This is a genomic window from Rhodanobacter fulvus Jip2 (genome assembly GCF_000264315.1).
GTDB classification, from domain to species: Bacteria; Pseudomonadota; Gammaproteobacteria; order Xanthomonadales; family Rhodanobacteraceae; genus Rhodanobacter; species Rhodanobacter fulvus.
On sequence record NZ_AJXU01000034.1, the window covers coordinates 1 to 21,087 of the forward strand.

16 protein-coding genes are annotated in these 21,087 nt (G+C 66.9%); 10 read left to right on the top strand and 6 right to left on the bottom strand.

Going from position 1 to position 21,087, the window contains the following annotated elements; all coding sequences use genetic code 11:
* The first annotated feature begins 89 nt into the window (after nucleotides 1–89).
* The 4 genes from bioH (at nucleotide 90) to treF (ending at nucleotide 4,211) form a co-directional block, all read left to right on the top strand.
* Nucleotides 90–860, top strand: coding sequence for a pimeloyl-ACP methyl ester esterase BioH (gene bioH / locus UU9_RS08885; protein ID WP_007081411.1), 771 nt, complete (start codon nucleotides 90–92; stop codon nucleotides 858–860).
* Nucleotides 861–873: 13 nt separating this feature from the next.
* Entirely contained in the window at nucleotides 874–1,752 is an 879-nt protein-coding gene (gene bioC / locus UU9_RS08890) for a malonyl-ACP O-methyltransferase BioC (RefSeq protein ID WP_007081412.1), read from the top strand.
* Nucleotides 1,753–1,840: 88 nt separating this feature from the next.
* Entirely contained in the window at nucleotides 1,841–2,608 is a 768-nt protein-coding gene (locus tag UU9_RS08895; RefSeq protein ID WP_007081413.1) for an SDR family NAD(P)-dependent oxidoreductase, read from the top strand.
* A gap of 7 nt (nucleotides 2,609–2,615) precedes the next feature.
* Entirely contained in the window at nucleotides 2,616–4,211 is a 1,596-nt protein-coding gene (gene treF / locus UU9_RS08900) for an alpha,alpha-trehalase TreF (protein WP_007081414.1), read from the top strand.
* A 9-nt stretch (nucleotides 4,212–4,220) separates the two neighbouring features.
* On the opposite strand, the gene UU9_RS08905 is transcribed toward treF, so the two are convergent.
* On the bottom strand, nucleotides 4,221–4,811 hold the full coding sequence (locus UU9_RS08905; RefSeq protein ID WP_007081415.1) for a DNA-3-methyladenine glycosylase I: 591 nt from the start codon (nucleotides 4,809–4,811) through the stop codon (nucleotides 4,221–4,223).
* 55 nt (nucleotides 4,812–4,866) lie between these two features.
* Complete coding sequence (gene pyrC / locus UU9_RS08910) at nucleotides 4,867–5,919, bottom strand: dihydroorotase (RefSeq protein ID WP_007081416.1); 1,053 nt, start codon at nucleotides 5,917–5,919, stop codon at nucleotides 4,867–4,869.
* A gap of 188 nt (nucleotides 5,920–6,107) precedes the next feature.
* Here pyrC and UU9_RS08915 point away from each other — a divergent pair, with 188 nt between their 5' ends.
* Nucleotides 6,108–6,998, top strand: a complete 891-nt coding sequence (locus UU9_RS08915) for a DMT family transporter (protein WP_040670656.1) — start codon at nucleotides 6,108–6,110, stop codon at nucleotides 6,996–6,998.
* Between the two features lie 93 nt (nucleotides 6,999–7,091).
* On the opposite strand, the gene UU9_RS08920 is transcribed toward UU9_RS08915, so the two are convergent.
* Nucleotides 7,092–8,045 (bottom strand): pyridoxal-phosphate dependent enzyme, encoded by a 954-nt coding sequence (locus tag UU9_RS08920; RefSeq protein WP_007081418.1) that lies wholly within the window; start codon nucleotides 8,043–8,045, stop codon nucleotides 7,092–7,094.
* Entirely contained in the window at nucleotides 8,042–9,052 is a 1,011-nt protein-coding gene (locus UU9_RS08925) for an aldose 1-epimerase (protein ID WP_007081419.1), read from the bottom strand. The genes UU9_RS08920 and UU9_RS08925 overlap by 4 nt, the downstream gene beginning before the upstream one ends.
* A 66-nt stretch (nucleotides 9,053–9,118) precedes the next feature.
* On the opposite strand from UU9_RS08925, the gene pepN reads away from it, so the two are divergent.
* Nucleotides 9,119–11,770 carry an aminopeptidase N gene (pepN, locus tag UU9_RS08930; RefSeq protein ID WP_007081420.1) on the top strand — a complete coding sequence of 884 codons (2,652 nt, stop codon included), beginning with the start codon at nucleotides 9,119–9,121 and terminating at the stop codon, nucleotides 11,768–11,770.
* A gap of 19 nt (nucleotides 11,771–11,789) precedes the next feature.
* Here the strand turns inward: pepN and UU9_RS08935 are convergent, their stop codons facing one another.
* A complete protein-coding gene (locus UU9_RS08935; protein ID WP_237710257.1) occupies nucleotides 11,790–11,969 on the bottom strand; it encodes a hypothetical protein in 180 nt (59 codons plus the stop codon).
* 571 nt (nucleotides 11,970–12,540) lie between these two features.
* Between UU9_RS08935 and mnmG the strand changes: the two genes are divergently transcribed.
* The 4 genes from mnmG to UU9_RS08955 all read left to right on the top strand — a co-directional run bounded on the left by mnmG (nucleotide 12,541) and on the right by UU9_RS08955 (nucleotide 20,076).
* Entirely contained in the window at nucleotides 12,541–14,418 is a 1,878-nt protein-coding gene (gene mnmG, locus UU9_RS08940; protein ID WP_007081421.1) for a tRNA uridine-5-carboxymethylaminomethyl(34) synthesis enzyme MnmG, read from the top strand.
* Nucleotides 14,419–14,518: 100 nt separating this feature from the next.
* Nucleotides 14,519–15,268: an RDD family protein gene (locus UU9_RS08945; RefSeq protein ID WP_007081422.1), complete on the top strand. Its 750-nt coding sequence runs from the start codon at nucleotides 14,519–14,521 to the stop codon at nucleotides 15,266–15,268.
* 176 nt (nucleotides 15,269–15,444) lie between these two features.
* A complete protein-coding gene (locus UU9_RS08950; RefSeq protein WP_007081423.1) occupies nucleotides 15,445–17,793 on the top strand; it encodes a Tex family protein in 2,349 nt (782 codons plus the stop codon).
* A 315-nt stretch (nucleotides 17,794–18,108) separates the two neighbouring features.
* Entirely contained in the window at nucleotides 18,109–20,076 is a 1,968-nt protein-coding gene (locus UU9_RS08955; protein WP_007081424.1) for an autotransporter domain-containing protein, read from the top strand.
* Nucleotides 20,077–20,150: 74 nt separating this feature from the next.
* Here UU9_RS08955 and UU9_RS08960 read toward each other — a convergent pair whose 3' ends face one another.
* Entirely contained in the window at nucleotides 20,151–21,023 is an 873-nt protein-coding gene (locus tag UU9_RS08960; RefSeq protein ID WP_007081425.1) for a YbaY family lipoprotein, read from the bottom strand.
* Between the last annotated feature and the right edge of the window lie 64 nt (nucleotides 21,024–21,087).

Below are 21,087 nucleotides of genomic sequence, written 5' to 3' on the forward strand. Positions count from 1 at the left end.
CCCGCGAGCCCCCGCCCCTCTCCTCAATCCTCTCCCCCAAGGGGAGAGGAGGCCAACGCAACAAGCGCGTTGCTTCATGAGAACGGCGCATGACGCTGCATATCGACAAAGCGGGCCACGGCCCCATCCCACTGGTCATGCTCCACGGCTGGGCCATGCACGGCGGCGTGCTGGCACCGTTGGTGGAGGCGCTCGGCGACAAGTGCACGATGTACGTGGTCGACCTGCCCGGCCATGGCCATTCGCGCGACTGCGAGCTGCCGCTGGAACCGCGCGCCTGCGCCGCCGCCATCGCGGCGCTGACGCCGCCGGCGATATGGCTGGGCTGGTCGCTGGGCGGGCTGATCGCGCTCACCGCCGCGCTGGACATGCCGCGTCAGGTGCGTGGCCTGGCCATGCTGTGCGCCACGCCGAAATTCGTGCGCGACGCCAGCTGGCCGCATGGCGTGGACGAGACCCTGGTCCATCAGCTGGCGACCGATCTGGAAACCGATTACCACGCCACGCTGGAGCGCTTCCTGGCGCTGGAAGCGATGGGCAGCGCCGACCCGCGCGCGGAGTTGCGCCACCTGCGCACGCTGGTATTCGAGCGTGGCGAACCGGATCGACGCGTGCTGCAGGAAGGCATTGCGCTGCTGGAAACCGGCGACCGCCGCGCCGCCCTGCCCGACCTCACCGTACCCAGCGCGTGGATTTCCGGCCGCCGCGACCGGCTGGTGCCGCCGCAGGCGATGCAGTGGTCGGCCAGCCAGTGCGCCGGGCGCTATCACGACACACCGCAAGCCGGCCACGCGCCGTTCTTCGCCCACGCCGATGCCGTGGCGCAGGCGTTGCAGCCCTTGCTGGCCACCTTCGAATGATGAAACCGATGCCATGACTGCGTTCCAGCTCGATCAATCCCGCATAGCCCACCAGTTCGGCCGCGCCGCCGGCACCTACGAAAAACATGACGTGTTGCAGCGCGAAGTGCAATCGTTGTTGCTCGATCGTCTGGACTTCTATTTGCAGACGCCGCAGCGCGTGGTGGACATCGGCGCCGGCACCGGTCGCGGCAGCGCGCTTTTGAAACAGCGCTATCCCAAGGCCGAAGTGATCGCGATCGACCTGGCCCTGCCGATGCTGCGCGCCGCGAAAAAGCACAGCAGCTGGCGCAAGCCGTTCCTGCGCGTCTGCGCCGAAGCCACCGCGTTGCCGCTGGCCGACCACAGCGTCGACGTGCTGCATTCCAACCTCTGCTTCCAGTGGGTCGATGCGCTGCCGCCGCTGTTCGCCGAATGCGTGCGTGTGCTGAAACCCGGCGGCATGCTGGTCTTTTCCAGCTTCGGGCCGGACACGTTGAAAGAGCTGCGCGCGGCCTGGGCCGAAGCCGATCAGCAGGCCCACGTTAGCCGCTTCCTGGACATGCACGACGTGGGCGACGCGGTGCTGGCCGCGGGCCTGCGCGACCCGGTGCTGGACGTGTGCCGCTACACCCTCACCTACAGCGAACCGCGCAAGCTGCTGCAGGATCTGCAGGGTCTGGGCGCCACCAACGCCGATCACGCGCGCGAACGCAACCTCACCGGCAAGGCGCGCTACCGGCGCATGCTGGAAGCGTACGAGTCCATGCGTTTGGACGGCCATATCCCGGCGACATGGGAAGTGGTCACCGCGCATGCGTGGGGGCCGCCGCAGGGACAGGCACGACGTGGTGCGGGCGGCGTCGAGATCGCCAGCTTCTCGGTCGACAGCCTGCGCGGTTCCCGACGCTGACGTAAGCGCCAGGATTTTCCGCTCGCATCGCGTTCACACCACCGCGGCTTATCCTCGAAAGCATTGTTTTCGATGCAGGGAGCCGCGGATGACGTTGCAGGGCAAAGTGGCACTGGTGACCGGCGGCGCGCAGGGCATTGGCCGCGCCATCGCCATGCGGCTGGCGCAGGAAGGCGCCACCGTACTCATCGAAGACCTCTCGGACAACGCGCGCGCCGAGGAAACCCTGCAGGAGCTGCAGGCGATGGGCGCCAGGACGGCACTGCTGGTCGGCGACGTGGGCAAGGTGGCCGATGGCCAACGGGTGATCCGCGAAGGCGTGGCCGCGATGGGCCGCATCGACATCCTGATCAACAACGCCGGCGTGGAGCGGCGCGCCGGTTTCCTGGATGCCAGCGAAGCCGATTACGACCTGGTGATGCACGTCAACCTGAAAGGCCCGTTTTTCATTACCCAGGCCTTCGCCAGGCATGTGCGCGACCGCAGTGGCGAGGGCCGGGTGATCAACATCAGCTCGGTGCACGAGGAATTGCCGTTTCCGCATTTCGCCAGCTATTGCGCCAGCAAGGGCGGCCTGAAAATGCTGACGCGCGACCTGGCCATCGAACTGGCGCCGCTGGGCATCACCATCAACAACATCGCGCCGGGCGCGATCAAGACGCCGATCAACGCCCACCTGATGGACGACCCCGCACTGCTGAAGGCGCTGCGCGCGAACATCCCGCTGAAACGGCTGGGCACCCCCGAGGATGTGGCCGGTGTGGCGGCATTCCTGGCCAGCGACGATGCGTCGTACATCACCGGCACCACGGTAGGCATCGACGGCGGCCTGCTGTGGAACTACCACGAACAGTGAGCCGGCGATGACCGTACTGGACCCGCATGTCAACGCCGAGCGCGCCGCCCGCGCCGCGCCTGCCGACACCCTCACACCAGCCGATCGCTACCAGGAGCTGTTCGTGGCGGTGCAGCTGGCGCGCGTGTTCGAGGACAGCAAGACGTTCGTCGATTGCGCGCCGCGCGGCGACCCCGAAAAGATACTGGACGCCTACCGCTGCCAGAGCGACGCGACGGATTTCGATCTCAAGGCGTTCGTGAAACAGCATTTCTCGCCGCCGGAAATCCACCACAGCCACTATGTCTCGACACCCGGCCAGCCGCTGCGAGACCACATCGACGGCTTGTGGAACGTGCTCACGCGGCAGCCGCGCGAACACCCCGCGCACAGCTCCATCCTGCCCTTGCCCAACCCCTACGTGGTGCCGGGCGGGCGCTTCGGCGAGCTGTACTACTGGGATTCCTACTTCACCATGCTTGGCCTGGCCGAGAGCGGGCGGCAGGACCTGCTGCGCGACATGGCCAACAACTTCGCCTACCTCATCGACACCTACGGTCACGTGCCCAACGGCAACCGCAGCTATTACCTCAGCCGCTCGCAACCGCCGGTGTTCGCGTTGATGGTGGAGTTGTTCGAACAGAATGGCGTTTGCGCGGCGATGGAATACCTGCCGCGCCTGCGCAAGGAATACACCTACTGGATGGATGGCGCCGACGATCTGCGCCCGGGCGACGCGCATCGCCATTGCGTGCGAATGGATGATGGCAGCGTGCTCAACCGCTATTGGGACGACCGCGACACGCCGCGCGAGGAGTCCTACCTGGAGGACGTGACCACCGCCAAGCAGGCTTCGCGCCCGGTGCACGAGGTCTATCGCGAATTGCGCGCCGGCGCTGCTTCAGGATGGGATTACAGCGCCCGCTGGTGCGATGACCCGGCCCGCCTGGCCAGTATCCGCGTCACCGCGATCCTGCCGGTGGATCTCAACGCGATGCTGTACAAGCTGGAGCGCCAGATCGGCCTGCTCAGCCGTGCCAGCGGCAAGCAGCAGCAAGCCGAGCAGTTCCAGCAGCGGGCCAGGGCGCGCCGCGCCGCGATCGACCGTTACCTGTGGAACGACAAGGCCGGCGCCTACCTGGATTACGACTGGCAACGCGATGCCCCGCGCGAGGCGCTGAACGCGGCCACCGCCACACCGTTGTTCATCCACATCGCCACCCGCGAACAGGCGCGACGGGTGGGCGAGGCCTTGCGCGCGCGCCTGCTGCAGGACGGCGGCATCGGCACCAGCGAAAGCGTCAGCGGCCAGCAATGGGACCAGCCCAACGGCTGGGCGCCGCTGCAATGGCTGGCCATCGGCGGCCTGCGCAATTACGACGACCCGCTGGCCGACGAGATCGCCCGGCGCTGGCTGCACACCGTGGGCAGCCTGTACCAGCGCGAAAGCAAACTGGTCGAAAAATACGTGGTGATGAAACAGGACGATTGCGCCGTGGGCGGTGGCGGCGGCGAATACCCGCTGCAGGATGGCTTTGGCTGGACCAACGGCGTCACCCGCCGCCTGCTGCGCGAAGACCCCGCCAACGAAGCCAACACGGCGAAAGCTGCGAGCCGGAATTGATCGCGGTCGTTACGGCTGGCGCGACCGGGATCCCGGATGCCGGAAACAATCGACCAGATGGTCGTTGATCATGCCGGTCGCCTGCAGCAGCGAATAGCAGATGGTGCTGCCGACGAAGCGGAAGCCACGCTTCTTCAGCGCCTTGCTCATGCGGTCGGAAAGCGCGGTGCTGGCGGGTACCTCGGACGGTTCGCGCCAGCGGTTCACCAGCGGCTTGCCTTCGACGAAGGACCACAGGTACGCGTCGAGGCTGCCGAATTCGTCGATCACGTCCAGCGCGGCGATCGCGTTGCCGCGGGTGGATGAAACCTTCAGGCGGTTGCGGATGATGCCGGGGTCGAGCAGCCGCTTTTCCAGTTCGCGGTCCGTCATCGTGGCCACGCGGGCGATCTCGAAATCGTGGAACGCCTTGCGGTAGTTGTCGCGCTTGGTCAGCACGGTGCGCCAGGACAAGCCGGCCTGGGCGCCTTCCAGGCAGAGGAACTCGAACAGCGCGCGGTCGTCGTGCAGCGGCACGCCCCACTCGGTGTCGTGGTAGTCGCGCATCAACGAGTCGCTGCCGGCCCAGGCGCAACGCACGGGATTCGACGGGACGCTCATGGAAACAGGCCTGGCAGGAAAGCGATCATGTTGCCACACACCCCTCGCGCCAACTTCAGGCCGCCGCGTTGTCGACGATCGACCACGCGATCGATTCGCCCCCGCGCATCGGCCGACAGGTGGCGCCGGCCATGGGAAATTCCTCGGGCACCTGCCACGGCGTGCGCTCAAGCGTGATGCGATCCTGGTTGCGCGGCAAACGATAGAAATCCGGGCCGTGGAAGCTGGCAAAGGCTTCGAGCCGATCCAGCTTGCCGGCCTGTTCGAACGCTTCGGCGTACAGCTCGATGGCGGCGTGGGCGGTGTAGACGCCGGCGCAGCCGCAGGCCGCTTCCTTCGCTTCGCGGATGTGTGGCGCGCTGTCCGTGCCGAGGAAGAAATGCGGGTTGCCGCTGGTGGCCGCCTGCAGCAGCGCCATGCGATGGGTTTCCCGCTTCAGCACCGGCGCGCAGTAGTTGTGCGGCCGGATGCCGCCTTCGAACAGCGCGTTGCGATTGAGCAGCAGGTGGTGCGCGGTGATCGTGGCGGCCACGTTGGCCGGCGCGGTGCTGATGAAATCGACGGCGTCGCGGGTGGTGATGTGCTCCAGCACCATGCGCAAGGCCGGAAATTTTTCGTGCAGCGGCAGCAGGTGTCGTTCGATGAAGACGCGCTCGCGATCGAAGATATCGACCGCCGGATCCGTCACTTCACCGTGCATCAGCAACGGCAGCTGATGCTGTTCCATCGCCTCCAGCACGGGATAGACGTGGGCCAGATCGCGCACACCCGCTTGCGAATTGGTGGTGGCGCCGGCCGGGTAGTACTTCACCGCGAAAACGCTGTCGCTGGCGGCAGCACGGGCGATGTCGTCGGCGGTGGTGGTTTCCGTGAGATACAGCGTCATCAACGGCTGGAAGCGCGAGCCGGGCGGCAGGCTGGCAAGAATGCGCCGGCGGTAATCCTCGGCCTGGGCCACCGTGGTCACCGGCGGCTTGAGGTTGGGCATCACGATGGCGCGGGCAAATCGCTGCGCCGTATGCGCGATGACCGACGCCAGCGCCTCGCCATCGCGCAGGTGCAGGTGCCAGTCGTCAGGGCGGGTGATTTCCAGGCGCGTAGGGTTCATGGCGTGCAGGCTCGAAGCGGATTGAGGAATGGCGACCGCGCAACGGCGGCCACGCGACCCGCCCATGGTATCGCGGCGGGGCGGAAAGCCGCGCCTTGCGCCACCGAATGCCTCGCGCCGATGGCCGCCACGGCCACGCCACTTCGGTGCGGCACGCTACACTGCGCCACCTTTCGCATCGCCCGACCATGACCACTCTCCCCTCCCCGCAACGCGGCGCGTTGTTCGCGTTGATCGGCACCATCCTGATCTGGGCCTACAGCTGGGTGGTGATGAAACAGGTGTTGGCGTATGCCGGCCCATTCCACTTCGCGGCACTGCGCTACCTGCTCGGTGCCGGCGTGTTGTTTGTGGCGCTGCTGCTGTCGCGCCAATCGCTGCGGCCGCCACCGTTGCTGCCCACGCTGATGATCGGACTGTGCCAGACCGCCGCGTTCCAGGGACTGGAGCAATGGGCGCTGATGGATGGCGGCGCCGGCCACGTGGCGTTGCTGGCCTACACGATGCCGTTCTGGGCGGTGTTCCTGGCGTGGCTGGTATTGGGCGATCGCCCCACCGCGCGCCACTGGGTCGGCGTGGCGCTGGCCGCGATCGGCCTGGTCTGCATCATCGAACCCTGGCACGCGCTGGGCAGCGCCCTGAGCACCACGCTGGCGATCGCCGGCGGCGCGGCGTGGGCGGCTGGCACGGTGCTCAGCAAACGCATGTTCCAGCGCCACGCACCGTCGGTGCTGAACCTCACGGCGTGGCAGATGCTGCTGGGCGGCATGGCGCTGGGCGTGTTGGCGCTGGTGACGCCGGAGCGCGCCATCGAGTGGAGCGGCGCCTTCATCGCCGGCCTCGCCTACAGCGTATTGCTGGCATCCAGCCTGGCGTGGTGGCTGTGGTCGATCGTGCTGCAACGCCTGCCGACCACGGTGGCCAGCGTCTCCAGCCTGGGCGTGCCCATCGTCAGCGTGATGCTGGCGTGGCTGATCCTGCACGAGCGGCCGTCGGTAATGGAGTGGGTCGGCATCGTGCTGGTGCTGTTGGGGTTGCTGACCATCAGCGGCGTCGGCAGGCGCCGCGCTGTCCGCTGACGATGCTGTTGTGGGAGCGGCTTCAGCCGCGATGCGTTTTCTTTGAGGCTTCAGAGCAAGGGCATCGCGACTGAAGTCGCTCCCACAGCGGATTTACCAGGGCAACGCCGCGAGGTCGACGTTGCCGCCGGTGAGCACCACGCCCACGCGCCGGCCGGCGAAGCGCTCGGGCCGCTTCAGCACTGCCGCCAGCACGGTGGCGCTGGACACTTCGACCAGCACCTTCAACTCGCGCCACAACAGCTGCATCGCGGCCACGGTTTCCTCGTCGCTCACGGTGATGACCTCGACGCGATGCGCGCGCAGCGCCTCCAGGTTGCGCTCGCCCACCAGCGCCCGCAGGCCATCGCAAAGCGTGTCGGGAACGACGGTAGTAACCCGCGAACCCAGCGCCAGCGATCGCGCTGCGTCATCGGCACCGGCCGGCTCGGCGCCGAACAGCACTAGCGTCGGGTCCAGTGCATGCGCTGCAATCGCCACGCCGGTGGCCAGCCCGCCGCCGCCCACCGGCGTCATCAGGGCGTCGATGCCCGGCGCCTGGTGCAGCAACTCCAGCGCCAGCGTGCCCTGCCCCGCCATCACCAGGACATCGGCATACGGATGCACGAAAACGGCGCCGGTCTCGCGCTGCAGTTGCGCCGCCATCACCTCGCGCGCGGCCTGCGTGGGCGCGCAGCGATGCACGGTGGCGCCGGCGCGTTCGATCGCCTCGACCTTGGCACGCACTGCGCCCTCGGGAATCACCACGTGCGCCGCGATGCCGCGCGTGGCCGCGGCCAGCGCCAGCGCGTTGCCGTGGTTGCCGGACGAATGGGTGAGCACGCCGCGCGCCGCCTGATCATCGTCCAGCGCCCATACCGCGTTGCAGGCGCCACGAAACTTGAAAGCGCCGCCACGCTGCAGGTTTTCACACTTGAAATGCAGCCGCGCGCCGGTCAATGCATCCAGCACATCGCTGCGCAACACCGGCGTGACCTGCGCGAACAGCGCGATACGCGCGGCGGCGGCGCGGATATCGTCGATGGTGGGAAGCGCGTCGCGATTCATGCCGAGGCCGCATCCATCTCGATTTCCACACCGCAGCGGAAGCGGCGCTCGGCCCCCGGCAGCAGCCGGATCGCGTCGGCGCACTCAGGCCGGTTGAACGCGTTGGCCATGCATTCCATCGGCTCCAGTGCCACTGCGCCGCGCACGTCGCGCGTCACCGTGTCGGCGGTGAAGGCGTGCATCATGCCGCGCTCCTGCCACACCGCAATGCCCACGCTGCTGGCCGGGTCGCGCAAATACGTGCGGATGCGCCCGTCCGGTTCCGGCTCCAGGTCGGTGTAGCCCTGGTCGATGATGGCGTCGTCGATGCGTCGCGGCACGCGGAAATCCAGCGCGGGCGCGTCATCCAGCGCCACGTAGGCGGGCGCGCCGGGCAACGCGATGAGGTTGGCGTCGGTGTGGATCAGCGTTTGCGCGGGTATCTGCAACTGCCAGTCGTCCACGCCGCCGGCGGGCAGGCGGAAGTACGGATGCCAGCCGAAGAAACACGGCGCGGTGCTGTCGCCCACGTTGCGCATGGCCGCCTCCAGCGTGAGCCCCTGCGCGTCCAGCGTGTAGGTGATGTCGAGATCGATCGCGTGCGGGTAGCCCGGTTGCGGCCGGATCGACGACGTCGCCAGGGTCAGCTGCGCGCGCTGCTCGTCGGCCGACAACGCCACAATGTCGAAATCCACGCCACGCACGAAGCCATGGCGGCTGGCGCGCTGGTCGCCTACCACGCCCGGCTGCAGATCCTGCACCTGGCCGTCGAATTCATAGCGTGCGGCGGCGATGCGGCCGCCGAACGGCACCATGATGGCGAAGCGCGAGCTGGGCTGGCTGACGATCTCGGCGGCATCGCGATAGCCGTCGGCGAGGTCGTGCAGCACGCCATTGACCATGATCTTGAAGGTGAGCAAGGCCGCGCCGTGGCGGGCAATCTGCACATGCCGCTGTTGCGCATGGTCGGTCAGCACCAGGACGGTTTGCTCGTCCCACAAGACCTCTTCGACGGTATAGCGCGTCATCGGATGCTCCTGTCGCGAAAAGGCCCATGTTAGCCTGATCGCCTCTCATCCCCATCTGTTTTCCGCATGAATGCCCGCCCTGAACAACTCACTGCCCCGACTCGACTGGACGCTTACCGCGCGCCGGCCTGGCGCGTCGAAACGGTCGAACTGGACTTCGAGCTGGCCATAGACAGCACCGAAGTCACTGCGCGATTGCACCTGCGTCGCGATCCCGCGCTGCCGCTGCCGCTGCGGCTGGATGGCGAAAACCTGGAGCTGCTGTCGATCGCGCTCGACGGCGCCACGCTTCCACCCGACATGTTCCGCTACACCGACAACGTGCTGGAGGTCGATGGCGCGCGCGATGGCAGCGTGCTGGAAACCCGTGTGCGCCTGCGCCCCGCGACCAATACCGCGCTGGAGGGGCTCTACCTTTCGGGCTCGGCCGAGGCGGGTTTCCTGCTGACCCAATGCGAGGCCGAAGGGTTTCGGCACATCACGTTTTTCCCCGACCGGCCGGACGTGCAGGCACGCTACACCGTCACCCTGCGCGCCGACCGCGACCGCTTTCCGGTGCTGCTGGCCGGCGGCAATCCCGATGGCGCCGGCGTACTGGACGATGGCCGGCACTGGGCGCGCTTCGTCGACCCGCATCCCAAGCCCAGCTACCTGTTCGCCGTGGTGGCCGGTCGCCTGCAGTCGATCGAACGCGACTACGTCACCGCCGACGGCCGCGCGGTCACACTGAAAATCTGGTCGGAAGCCGACGTCATCGATCGCTGCGATTACGCGATGGATGCGCTGGAGCGCTCGATGCGCTGGGACGAGCAGACCTACGGCCGCAACTACGACCTGGATGTTTTCCACGTGGTCGCCACCCACGATTTCAACATGGGCGCGATGGAGAACAAGGGCCTCAACATCTTCAACGCGAAGTACCTGCTGGCCGACCCCGACTCCAGCACCGATGACGAATACCGTCATGTGGAATCGGTGATCGCGCACGAGTATTTCCACAACTGGAGCGGCAACCGGGTGACCTGCCGCGACTGGTTCCAGCTGTCGCTGAAGGAAGGCCTCACGGTGTTCCGCGAACAGAGCTTCGCGGCCGACATGAATTCCGCGTCGCTGAAGCGGATCGAGGACGTGTCGCTGCTGCGCCGCGCCCAGTTCCCCGAGGACGCCGGCCCGCTGGCGCATCCGGTGCGTCCGGCGCAATACAGCGAGATCAACAATTTCTACACCGCCACGGTGTACGAGAAAGGCGCCGAACTGGTACGCATGCTGGCCGGCTGTCTGGGCCGCGAGGGCTTTCGCCGCGGCATGGATCTCTATTTCGCGCGCAACGATGGCCATGCCGCCACGCTGGAGGATTTCCTGGGCGCGCTGGGCGAGGCCAACCACACCGACCTCACCCCCTACCTGGCGTGGTACGGCCAGGCCGGCACGCCCCGCCTGCAGGCGCGCGGTAAATACGATGCAGCCGCTCACACCTACGCGCTGACCCTGCACCAGCACACGCCAGCCACGTCCGGCCAGCCACAAAAGCATGCCCTGCCCATTCCGGTGAAGCTGGCGTTGTTCGATGGCGCCGGGCAGATGATGATCCTTCATATGGACGGCCAGACGGCCAAACCGCAAACCGAGTGCGTGGTGGTGTTGGAGGCGGACGAGCAGACCTTCGTCTTCCACGACGTGCCGACGGCACCGGTACCGTCGCTGCTGCGCGGCTTCTCCGCGCCGGTCATCCTGGACTGCGACTACGACGCCACCGAGCTGGCCCTGCTGCTGCGCCACGACCCCGACGGCTTCAACCGCTGGGAGGCCAGCCAGCAACTGGCCACGCTGGCCTATGTCGAACTGCGCGATGGCGGCGCCAGCCATGCGCTGGAGGCATGGCTCGACGCGCTGTCCGCCTTGTTCGCCCACAACGATATCGAGCCCGCCCTGCTGGCCAACCTGCTGACGCCGCCGGGCGAAGTGGAGTGGGCCGAGCGGGAGGCCAGCGTCGACCCGGCGCGCATCCACGCCTTGCGCCAGCAACTGCAGCGGCACCTGGCGGAGCGCATCGGCGCCGATGCGCTGCATCAGTGTTATCTGGTGCTGGCCGCCGAAGCCAGCCTTTCCCTCGATGCCGCCAGCCAGGCGCGGCGCCGGCTGAAACAGCGCGTGCTGGAACTGTTGTGCCTGGCCGACGCCGACACGGCGCAGCCACTCGCTGCCACCCAGTACTCCAGCGCACCGGGCATGACCGACCGGCTGGGCGCGTTGACGGTTCTGCTGCGCAGCGCCGCCGCGCAGGCGCCGGCGGCGCTGGCGCACTACCGCCAACGCTATGACGACAATGCGCTGGCATTGGATAAATGGTTCATGGCGCAGGCACAGGTGCCGGGCGAGACGGCGCTGGATCGCGTGTCGACGCTGCAGCGCGACGCCTCGTTCACTCTGAAGAATCCCAACCGCGTGCAGTCGCTGCTAGGCGCATTCGTGCGCGCAAACCCCAGCGGCTTCCACCGTGCGGATGGCGCCGGCTACCGTTTCCTGGCCGGGCAACTGGTACAGCTCGATGCGCTCAACCCGCAGGTGGCGGCGCGGCTGGCCACCGCGTTCAACGGCTGGCAGCGGTTGGAGCCGGGCCGTCGCGAAGCGGCCCGCACGGTCATAGATGGTCTGGCCGATCGCGACGGGTTGTCACGCAACCTGCGCGAAATCGTGGCCAACGTACGGAAACAGTAGTCCGTCGCGAGGGGCTGGATCAGGCGGGCAGATGATCCAGCGCCTCGCGCAGGTTGTTCATGCGCGAAACCAGTCGCGGCAGCAGGCTGGAGCTTTCTTCGCCCGCGCGCTCCTCGATATTTTCCATGGCCAGTTCCACACGACCGATCTCGATCAGCAGATCGTGATGGGCATACACCGGTTCGAAATCGAAGTTCATGGTCAGACGGCCTCCCTTGGCTGCCGAGCCTGTTGCAACTGACATGCCAAAAGAGCGACGGGATGTGCCTGCGAGCGCAAATGTAGGCCTCGGCTGCCGTTGGGCGTCAGCTGCTGCCGCGATGGGACACAAATACCCGTTTCAGTCACTGCGTGTTCACGCGCGCGGAGTAAATATCGAGGGAAGCTTCAAGACCGCTCACTGGTCTCGAACGCGCCAGTTTTCCCGGCTTCTGGCGTCCGGCAACACGGTCATCCTGGATTCCCCCTGTTCCTGAGACCGCCGGACGCCAGATCTAAGCAGCCCCCAGACCCCGCGCTTGCGCGGGGTCTGGCTTTTCCGGCCCTGCAAAAGGCGACGGCACCCCGAAGGGTGCCGTCTTGGCTTCCTTTCCCGGTACGCGATCAAACCCCTGTCGTTCGATCTCGGCGCGCAGGCGCAGCGTCTGCCCGGAAAAGTGCAGCTGACAAAAAGCAGGATGCGTGCCAGCGCAGCCCATTCCCGCCGCAACCGTTTGATGGCAGTACCATAGCGCCTATTTCGTCACCTTTTGCACGACCGGGGCAGTTTCATGCGTCATCCCACTCACTACGACGTCATCGTGATCGGCGGCGGCCATGCCGGTACCGAAGCGGCGCTGGCGGCCGCGCGCACCGGCGCGCGCACGCTGCTGCTCAGCCACAACATCGAGACGATCGGCCAGATGAGCTGCAACCCCGCCATCGGCGGCATCGGCAAGGGCCACCTGGTGAAGGAGGTCGACGCACTGGGCGGCGCGATGGCGCATGCCGCCGACCGCGCCGGCATCCAGTGGCGCACCTTGAATGCGTCGAAAGGCCCGGCCGTGCGCGCCACGCGCTGCCAGGCCGACCGCGGGCTGTACAAGGCGGCGATCCGCCACATCGTGGAAAGCCAACCCAACCTGGAACTGTTCCAGCAGGCGGTGGACGACCTCATCATCGAGAACGGCCGCGTCTGCGGCGTGGTCACCCAGATGGGCTTGTCGTTCGGCGCGCGCGCGGTGGTGCTTACCGCCGGCACCTTCCTGGCCGGCAAGATCCACATCGGCCAGGCGCAATACGCCGGCGGCCGCGCCGGCGATCCGCCATCCAGCGCGCTGGCCGCGAAGTTGCGCGAGCTGCCCGTCGCCAGCGACCGCCTGAAGACCGGCACGCCGCCGCGCATCGACCAGCGCAGCATCGATTTCAGCACGCTGCAGGAGCAGCCCGGCGACAGCCCGGCACCGGTGTTTTCCTACCTGGGCACGCGCGACGAACACCCGCGCCAGGTCAGCTGCTGGATCACCCACACCAGCGAGCAGACGCACGACCTGATCCGCGGCGCGCTGGACCGCTCGCCGTTGTACACCGGCCAGATCGAAGGCATCGGCCCGCGCTATTGCCCGTCGATCGAGGACAAGGTGGTGCGTTTCGCGGAGAAATCCTCGCACCAGATCTTCATCGAGCCCGAGGGGCTGGATACCTTCGAGATCTACCCCAACGGCATCTCCACCTCGCTGCCGTTCGACGTGCAGCTGGCGCTGGTGCGCTCGATCAAGGGTTTCGAGAACGCGCACATCACCCGTCCCGGCTACGCCATCGAATACGACTATTTCGACCCTCGCGGGCTCAACCCATGGCTGGAGACCAAGGCCATCCCCGGCCTGTATTTCGCCGGCCAGATCAACGGCACCACCGGCTACGAGGAGGCGGCCGCGCAAGGGCTGATCGCCGGCATGAACGCCGCGCTGGCGGTGCAAGGCAAGGCGCCGTGGTATCCGCGCCGCGACGAGGCCTACATCGGCGTGCTGATCGACGACCTCACCAGCAACGGCACCATCGAGCCGTACCGCATGTTCACCTCGCGCGCCGAATACCGGCTGCACCTGCGCGAGGACAACGCCGACCTGCGCCTCACCGAGGCCGGCCACGCGCTGGGCGTGGTGCCGCAGGCGCGCTTCGATGCGCTGCGCGCCAAGCGCGAAGCGGTCGAGCGCGAGATGCAGCGGCTGGGCGGTTTGTGGGCCGGCCCCAACAATGGACTTGGGGCGGCCGTCGAACGCGAACTTGGTATCGCGGTGAGCCGCGAAACCAGCGCCGAGGATCTGCTGCGCCGCCCTGAAATCGATTACGCCCGGCTCACCGCCATCGCCGAATTCGGCCCTGCCGTGGCGCGCGACGACGTCGCCGCGCAGGTCGAGGTGCAAATCAAATACGCCGGCTACCTGGAACGCCAGCGCGAGGAGATCGAGCGCCAGCGTCGCCACGAACACACCGCCATTCCCGCCAGCTTCGACTACGACAAGGTGCGCGGGCTGTCCGCCGAAGTGCTGCTGAAATTGAAGCGTACCCTGCCCGCCACGGTCGGCCAGGCCGCCCGCGTCAGCGGCGTGACGCCCGCCGCCATCTCGCTGCTGCTGGTGCATCTGAAACGCCGCGACGCCGCCTGAAGCATCGGCCCGCCTGTGCGAGCGGCTTCAGCCGCTCCCGCAACGCGCGCCGACGCGCTCATGGCATCATGTTCGGCATCACCAAGCAGGAACATGCACGATGGAAGTCTGGATCGGTCGGGACGGTGAGCGCCACGGCCCGTATACGGAAGCCGACATCCGCCAGTGGCTGGCCAGCGGGGAAGTCAGCCCCGCCGACCTGGGCTGGTACGAAGGGCTGGCGGACTGGCAGCCGCTGTCGGTGCTGTTCCCCCAGGTACAACCCGAAACCTCCGACGCCCCGCGGGTGCCGCCGCTGCCGACAACCAACGCCAGCGCACCGCAGGATGTAGCCAGTTTCTGGAAACGCCTCGGCGCCTGGATCATCGACTATCTCATCCTGTTGCTGCCCACCGCCCTGATCGCCGTGTCGATGGGTGCGCCGGCCGCGTTCGAGCACTTCATGAGCCAGGTGGAAAATGGCATCGCCCCGATGGTGGCAATGGCCGACTATTCCCGCGTGGTGCGGCCGGCCGCGATGTGGTCGCTACTGGTGGGTTTTCTCTACTACGCGTTTTTCGAATGCTCGAAGTGGCAAGCCACACCGGGCAAGCTGGCGCTCGGGATGCGTGTCACCGACATGGACGGCCAGCGCCTCGGCTTCGCCCGCAGCGCGCTGCGCAACGCGGTCCGGCTGGCCAACGCGATTACCGCGCTGATTCCGCTGGTCAGCTATCTGACGGTCGCCTGGACCGCGCGTCACCAGGGCCTGCACGACATGCTGGCGAAAACCCTGGTGTTGAACGGTCGCGCCAGCGACACCGGCAACCCCTCATCGCCGCCCGGCAGCAGCAACACGTTCAGCGCCTGACAGGCATCGGCGCCGTTGCCCTGAAGCACGGCGCCCGCGCGAAAACTCACCCCCGAATCCGCCGCCGAACTGATCCGCGCGCCACGCGCTGAACGGCGTTGGCCTGCTTGTTATCATCGGCGATTCGACCACAGTGAACCGACGCCACGCGCGTCGTCAGGAATTGAAGATCCCCCATGCTCAGCATCGAACAACGCATCGCCAACGATATCGCCGCCAGGACTGAACAGGTTCGCGCCGCCGTGGATCTGCTCGATGGCGGCGCCACCGTGCCGTTCATTGCGCGCTACCGCAAGGAAGTCACCGGCGGGCTCGACGATACGCAGCTGCGCCTGCTGGAAGAGCGCCTGCACTATCTGCGCGAAATGGAAGACCGGCGCGCGGCGATCCTGTCCAGCATCGAGGAACAGGGCAAGCTCACCGATGCATTGAAGAACGATCTGCTCGCCGCCGACACCAAGGCGCGGCTGGAGGATTTGTACCTGCCGTACAAGCCCAAGCGCCGCACCAAGGCGCAGATCGCCCGCGAAGCAGGGCTGGAACCGCTGGCGCTGGGCTTGCGCGACGATCCCACGCAAACGCCGGAAGCCTTCGCGGAAGCCTTTGTCGATGCGGAAAAAGGCGTCGCCGACGTCCGCGCCGCCCTGGACGGTGCCCGCGCGATCCTGATGGAAAGCATCGCCGAAGACGCCGCCCTGGTCGGCGAGTTGCGCGACTGGCTGTGGAGCAAGGGCCAGATCCGCGCCAGGCTGGTCGAAGGCAAGGAGGCGGCGGGCGCAAAATTCCGCGACTATTTCGATCACGTCGAACCGATCGGCAAGATTCCCTCGCATCGCCTGCTGGCGCTGATGCGCGCGCGCAACGAGGGCGTGCTGGAACTGGAGCTGGCGCCCGATACCGATGCCGATCATGGCCACGCCGAAGGCGAAGGCCGGGTGGCCGCCCGCGCCAACATCCACAACCAGGGCCGCGCGGCCGACGCCTGGCTGCGCGAAACCGTGCGGCTGACCTGGCGCGTGAAACTGCACCTGCATTTGACGCTCGACCTGTTCGGCCGCGTGCGCGAGGGGGCCGAGGACGAGGCGATCCGCGTGTTCGGCGACAACCTGAAAGACCTGATGCTGGCCGCGCCGGCCGGCGCGAAAACCGTGATGGGCCTGGACCCGGGTATCCGCACCGGCTGCAAGGTGGCCGTGGTCGACCCCACCGGCAAGCTGCTGGCCACCGACACCATCTATCCGCTGGAACCGCGGCGCCAGTGGAACGAGTCGCTGGCCGCGCTGGCGCGGCTGTGCAGGCAGCACGGCGTGGATCTGATCGCCATCGGCAACGGCACCGCCTCGCGCGAGACCGACAAGCTGGCCGCCGAGCTCATCAAGGGCCTCGCCAAGACCCATCCGGAACACAAGCTGTCGAAGGTGGTGGTGAGCGAAGCCGGCGCCTCGGTGTATTCCGCCTCGGAAACCGCGGCGAAGGAATTCCCCGACCTCGACGTGAGCCTGCGTGGCGCGGTGTCGATCGCGCGCCGGCTGCAGGATCCGCTGGCCGAACTGGTGAAGATCGAACCCAAGGCGATCGGCGTGGGCCAGTACCAGCACGACGTGAACCAGATCAAGCTGGCGCGCGCGCTGGACGCCCGCGTGGAAGACTGCGTCAACGCGGTCGGCGTCGACGTCAACACCGCTTCGGCCGCGCTGCTGTCGCGGGTAGCGGGCCTTTCCGCCAGCGTGGCCGAGAACGTGGTGAAGCATCGCGACAGCAACGGCCCGTTCGCCAATCGCAAGGCGTTGCTGAAAGTGCCGCGACTGGGCGACAAGGCGTTCGAGCAGTGCGCCGGCTTCCTGCGCGTTTCCAGCGGCGACAACCCGCTGGACGCCAGCTCGGTGCATCCGGAAGCGTACCCGGTGGTCGAGCGGATCATCGCCCAATGCGGCCGCGAGGTGAAAAGCGTCATCGGCGACGCCGCGTTCCTGCGCGCGCTGAAGCCCGAGCAGTTCACCGACGAAAAGTTTGGCGTGCCCACCGTGCGCGACATCCTGCGCGAACTGGAAAAGCCCGGCCGCGATCCCCGCCCCGAATTCGTGGCGCCCACCTTCGCCGAAGGCGTGGAGGACGTGAAGGATCTCAAACCCGGCATGATCCTCGAAGGCCGGGTCACCAATGTGGCGGCGTTCGGCGCGTTCATCGACATCGGCGTGCACCAGGACGGCCTGGTGCACGTGTCGGCCCTGTCGCACACCTTCGTCAAGGACCCGCGCGATGCGGTAAAAGCCGGCGATATCGTCAAGGTCAAGGTGATGGAGATCGACCTGCCGCGCCAGCGCATCGGGCTGAGCATGCGGCTGGACGACGAGCCGGGGCAGGCGCGCGGTGGCAAACCGGCGGGCAACGGCGAGTTGTCGCCGCGTGGCGGCGCACGCGATGGGCGCGGCGGCACGCGCCCTGGCGGCGCGGCACCCAAACAGGCCGCGGCCCCCGCCAACAGCGCTTTCGCCGATGCGCTGGCCAAGGCCCGACAGCGCTGACCGACACCGGCGCCAGGGCGATACGAATGCTCGCGGCGAGAAACGGTGCGATCCCGGTGGGAGCGACTTCAGCCGCGATGCTTCTGCTCTGCAGCTCGACGCAAGAGCATCGCGGCTGAAGCCGCTCCCACAGATAATCGCTTCTGCAGAAAGCACGCCGGAACGGAAACTTCGCCACGGCCTCGAAGCCGCCGCGTGCATTTTTGCCATCCGGACTTCCAGCCGGCCCGTCGCCGTGCAGCGCAGCATGCGCTTCCGTATGGATTGGATTAACGTAACTCGGACATAACAAGTCATCCGATCAGGAGTGCTTCCATGCCGCGTTCTCGTTATCTCGCCGGGGCCATTTCCGCGGCGCTGCTGTTCAGCGCCAGCGCCACCGCCGCCCAGTTCAGCAACGTCATCGTCTTTGGCGACAGCCTCAGCGACAGCGGCAATATTTCCACGTTCGTGCAATCGCCGGTGCCGATGCGGTTCACCACCAACCCCGGCACCACCACGATCGAAAACGTCGCGACGGACCTGGGCTTCCCGCTGACGCCATCGCTCGCCGGCGGCAGCGATTACGCATGGGGCGGCGCCGGCGTCAACATCAATTCGCCGGGCACGCCGGCAGGCGTACCGACCCTCACGTCGCAGATCGATGGTTATCTGGCGGCCGGCGCCGTGGATGGCAAAGCGCTCTATTCGGTCTGGGGCGGCGCCAACGATATTTTCTATCACGCCACCGCCGCAGGCGCCGGAGCGACCGCGCAGCAGTTGATCGCCGCCCAGACGGCGGGTCTTTCAGCCACGACGGCCGCGCAGGTGGCCGAACAGATCAGTGCGCAGGTCATGGCAACCGCCGGCGTCAGCGCGTTCGAGACCGCCGCGCAGGTGCAGGCCAATGTCGCCGCCGCCGCGCAGCAGGAGGTCAAGCTGATCGGCGAGCTGCAGGCCGCCGGCGCCACCAACATCCTGGTGTTCAACCTGCCCAACATAGGCATCACGCCCTCCGCCAGGTCGCAGGGAGCGGAGGCGGCCGCCTCGCTGAGCGGGTTGAGCCTGATCTTCAATGGCCAGCTCAACGCCGGCATTTCGCAGCTGGGCACCGGCATCATCCCGATCAACACCTACAGCCTGTTGAACGAAGTGGTGGCGAACCCGCAGATGTACGGCTTCAGCAACGTTACCGATCCGGCCTGCACCGGCGGTAGCGGCAGCTCCGTGGAATGCGCGCCGGAAGGCACGCCTGGCGCCACAGTCACTTATGCGCCGGGCACGGAAAACAGCTACTTGTTCGCCGATGGCGTGCATCCCACAACCGCGGCGCACGCCATGCTGGGCCAGTACGTGCTGTCGGTACTGCGCGCGCCGGAACAAATCTCGCTGCTGGGCGAAGCCCCGCTGGCCGCCAACAACGCGCAGACCCGCGCGATCCGCAACGAAATGCTGGCCGACGGCGCCGGCAGCGACACGCGTGCCTTCGTCAACATCGACTACGGCCGCCAGCGCTTCAAGGCGGTCAACGGCGCGCCGAAGACCGACAGCAACAACGTCAACCTCACGCTGGGCGCCGACGTGCGCGCCACCGACCACATTTCCGCCGGCATGGCGCTGGGCGTGGGCCAGCACACCGCCGATTTCGCCGGCGGTGGCGGCTACAAACTGCAGGACATCAGCGGGCTGGCTTATGTCACCTACCATGCCGGCGGCGGCTACGTGGGCGGTTACGCCAACTTCGGGCAATCCAACTTCAAGGATATCGAGCGTCGCGTGACGATCGGTGCCGCCCATCGCAGCGAGACGGGCAAGGCGGACGGCTCGCACCTGGGCGGCGGCCTGACGGGTGGCTGGTGGCTCGATTTCGACGGCCTGCGCACCGGGCCGTTCGCTACCGTGGAATGGCAAACTGTCAAGATCAACGGCTATACCGAGAGCGGCAACGACAGTACCGCGATGTGGTTCGGTCGGCAGCAGCGCGACGCGCTGGTGGCCACCGCCGGCTGGCGCCTGCAAGGCCATTGGCAGGCCGGCAACACCGTGCTGTCGCCTTACGCCGAAGTGGCATGGAACCACGACAGCAAGGCCGACCCGCGCACCGTCAGCGCCGGCCTCAACAGCATGAGCGGCACGTTCGCCCTGACCGGCTTCATTCCCGACGACAGCTGGGGCACGGCCGACGTGGGCCTCTCGGCGCAACTGACGTCCAACATCAGCAGCTGGATCGGCTACAGCGGCCGCTTCAGCGACAACAGCCAGAAGTACAACAGCGTCAACATCGGCATGAAGATCGGCTTCTGACGATCTGACTGCCACGAAAAAGCCGCCAGTTTGCGCTGGCGGCTTTTTTTATCTGCTGCAGCTGAAGCCTGCTGTTACTTGTTCTTGCCGCCCGTCGCCAGGCTCAGGATGCTTACGGCCTGCTGGTGCAAGCTCGACGCCGTATCGGAATCCAGCGTCTCGGTCTTGCCGTCAGACTCATGCAGCTTCAGCACCAGGGTACCGTTCTCGGCCCAGCTCGCGCTGTCGGTGGACGTCGGCTTGGCGGTCCGGCTGGCCTTCTTCTGCTGCACCGCCGCCCACGGCTTGCCGTCCTTGTAGGCGAAATCGGTGCTGGTAAAGCCCTTGTCGCCGTAATCCACCAGCTCGCGAATGAACTTGATATCACCGGCCTGGCGGAAAACCTGCCAGCCGCGGGAGACGCCGTCACCCAGCTTGGTGCCGCTCTTGACCATCATGCCGCCAATCTGCTGCTCCAGTGAATTGAACGCAGCCAGGTCCTTCTCCGCCGCGGTCTGCTCGGCCACCAGCTGGATCGACACCTCGTTCTTGGCGCCATTGGTCAGCACGGGAGCCTGCAGCGGCATGGTGTAGTGGCGCTCACCATCGGTCAGCTGCGCCTTGACCACATAAAGGTCCGACGGGTTGACTTTGGCGGGATCGAAAGTGAGCTCGAACGACTGCGGAAACGTCGTCACGGGCGACACCGTCTTGCTGGCCAGCGGCGCCGTGCCGGACTGCGCCGTCGACGACACGTTGACCAGGCTGATCACCAGGCTCGCCTTAGGCGACAACTGCGCCGGCTCGCGCAAAGCAACCGTGCCGCTCACCACATTGGCCGCAACGCCGGACGTCGCGCTGCCCGACGCGGCAACGCCCGCTCCGTTCTGCTGCGACGACGGGGATGCATTGCACCCGGCCAAAACCAACGCCGCAAGTGACGTCAGCGACAAAACCAGCTTGCGCATGGGGAAACCTCGAATTTCTGCGTTCAACGGACACGAACCTGTCAGACGTCGTAACGCCACAGTC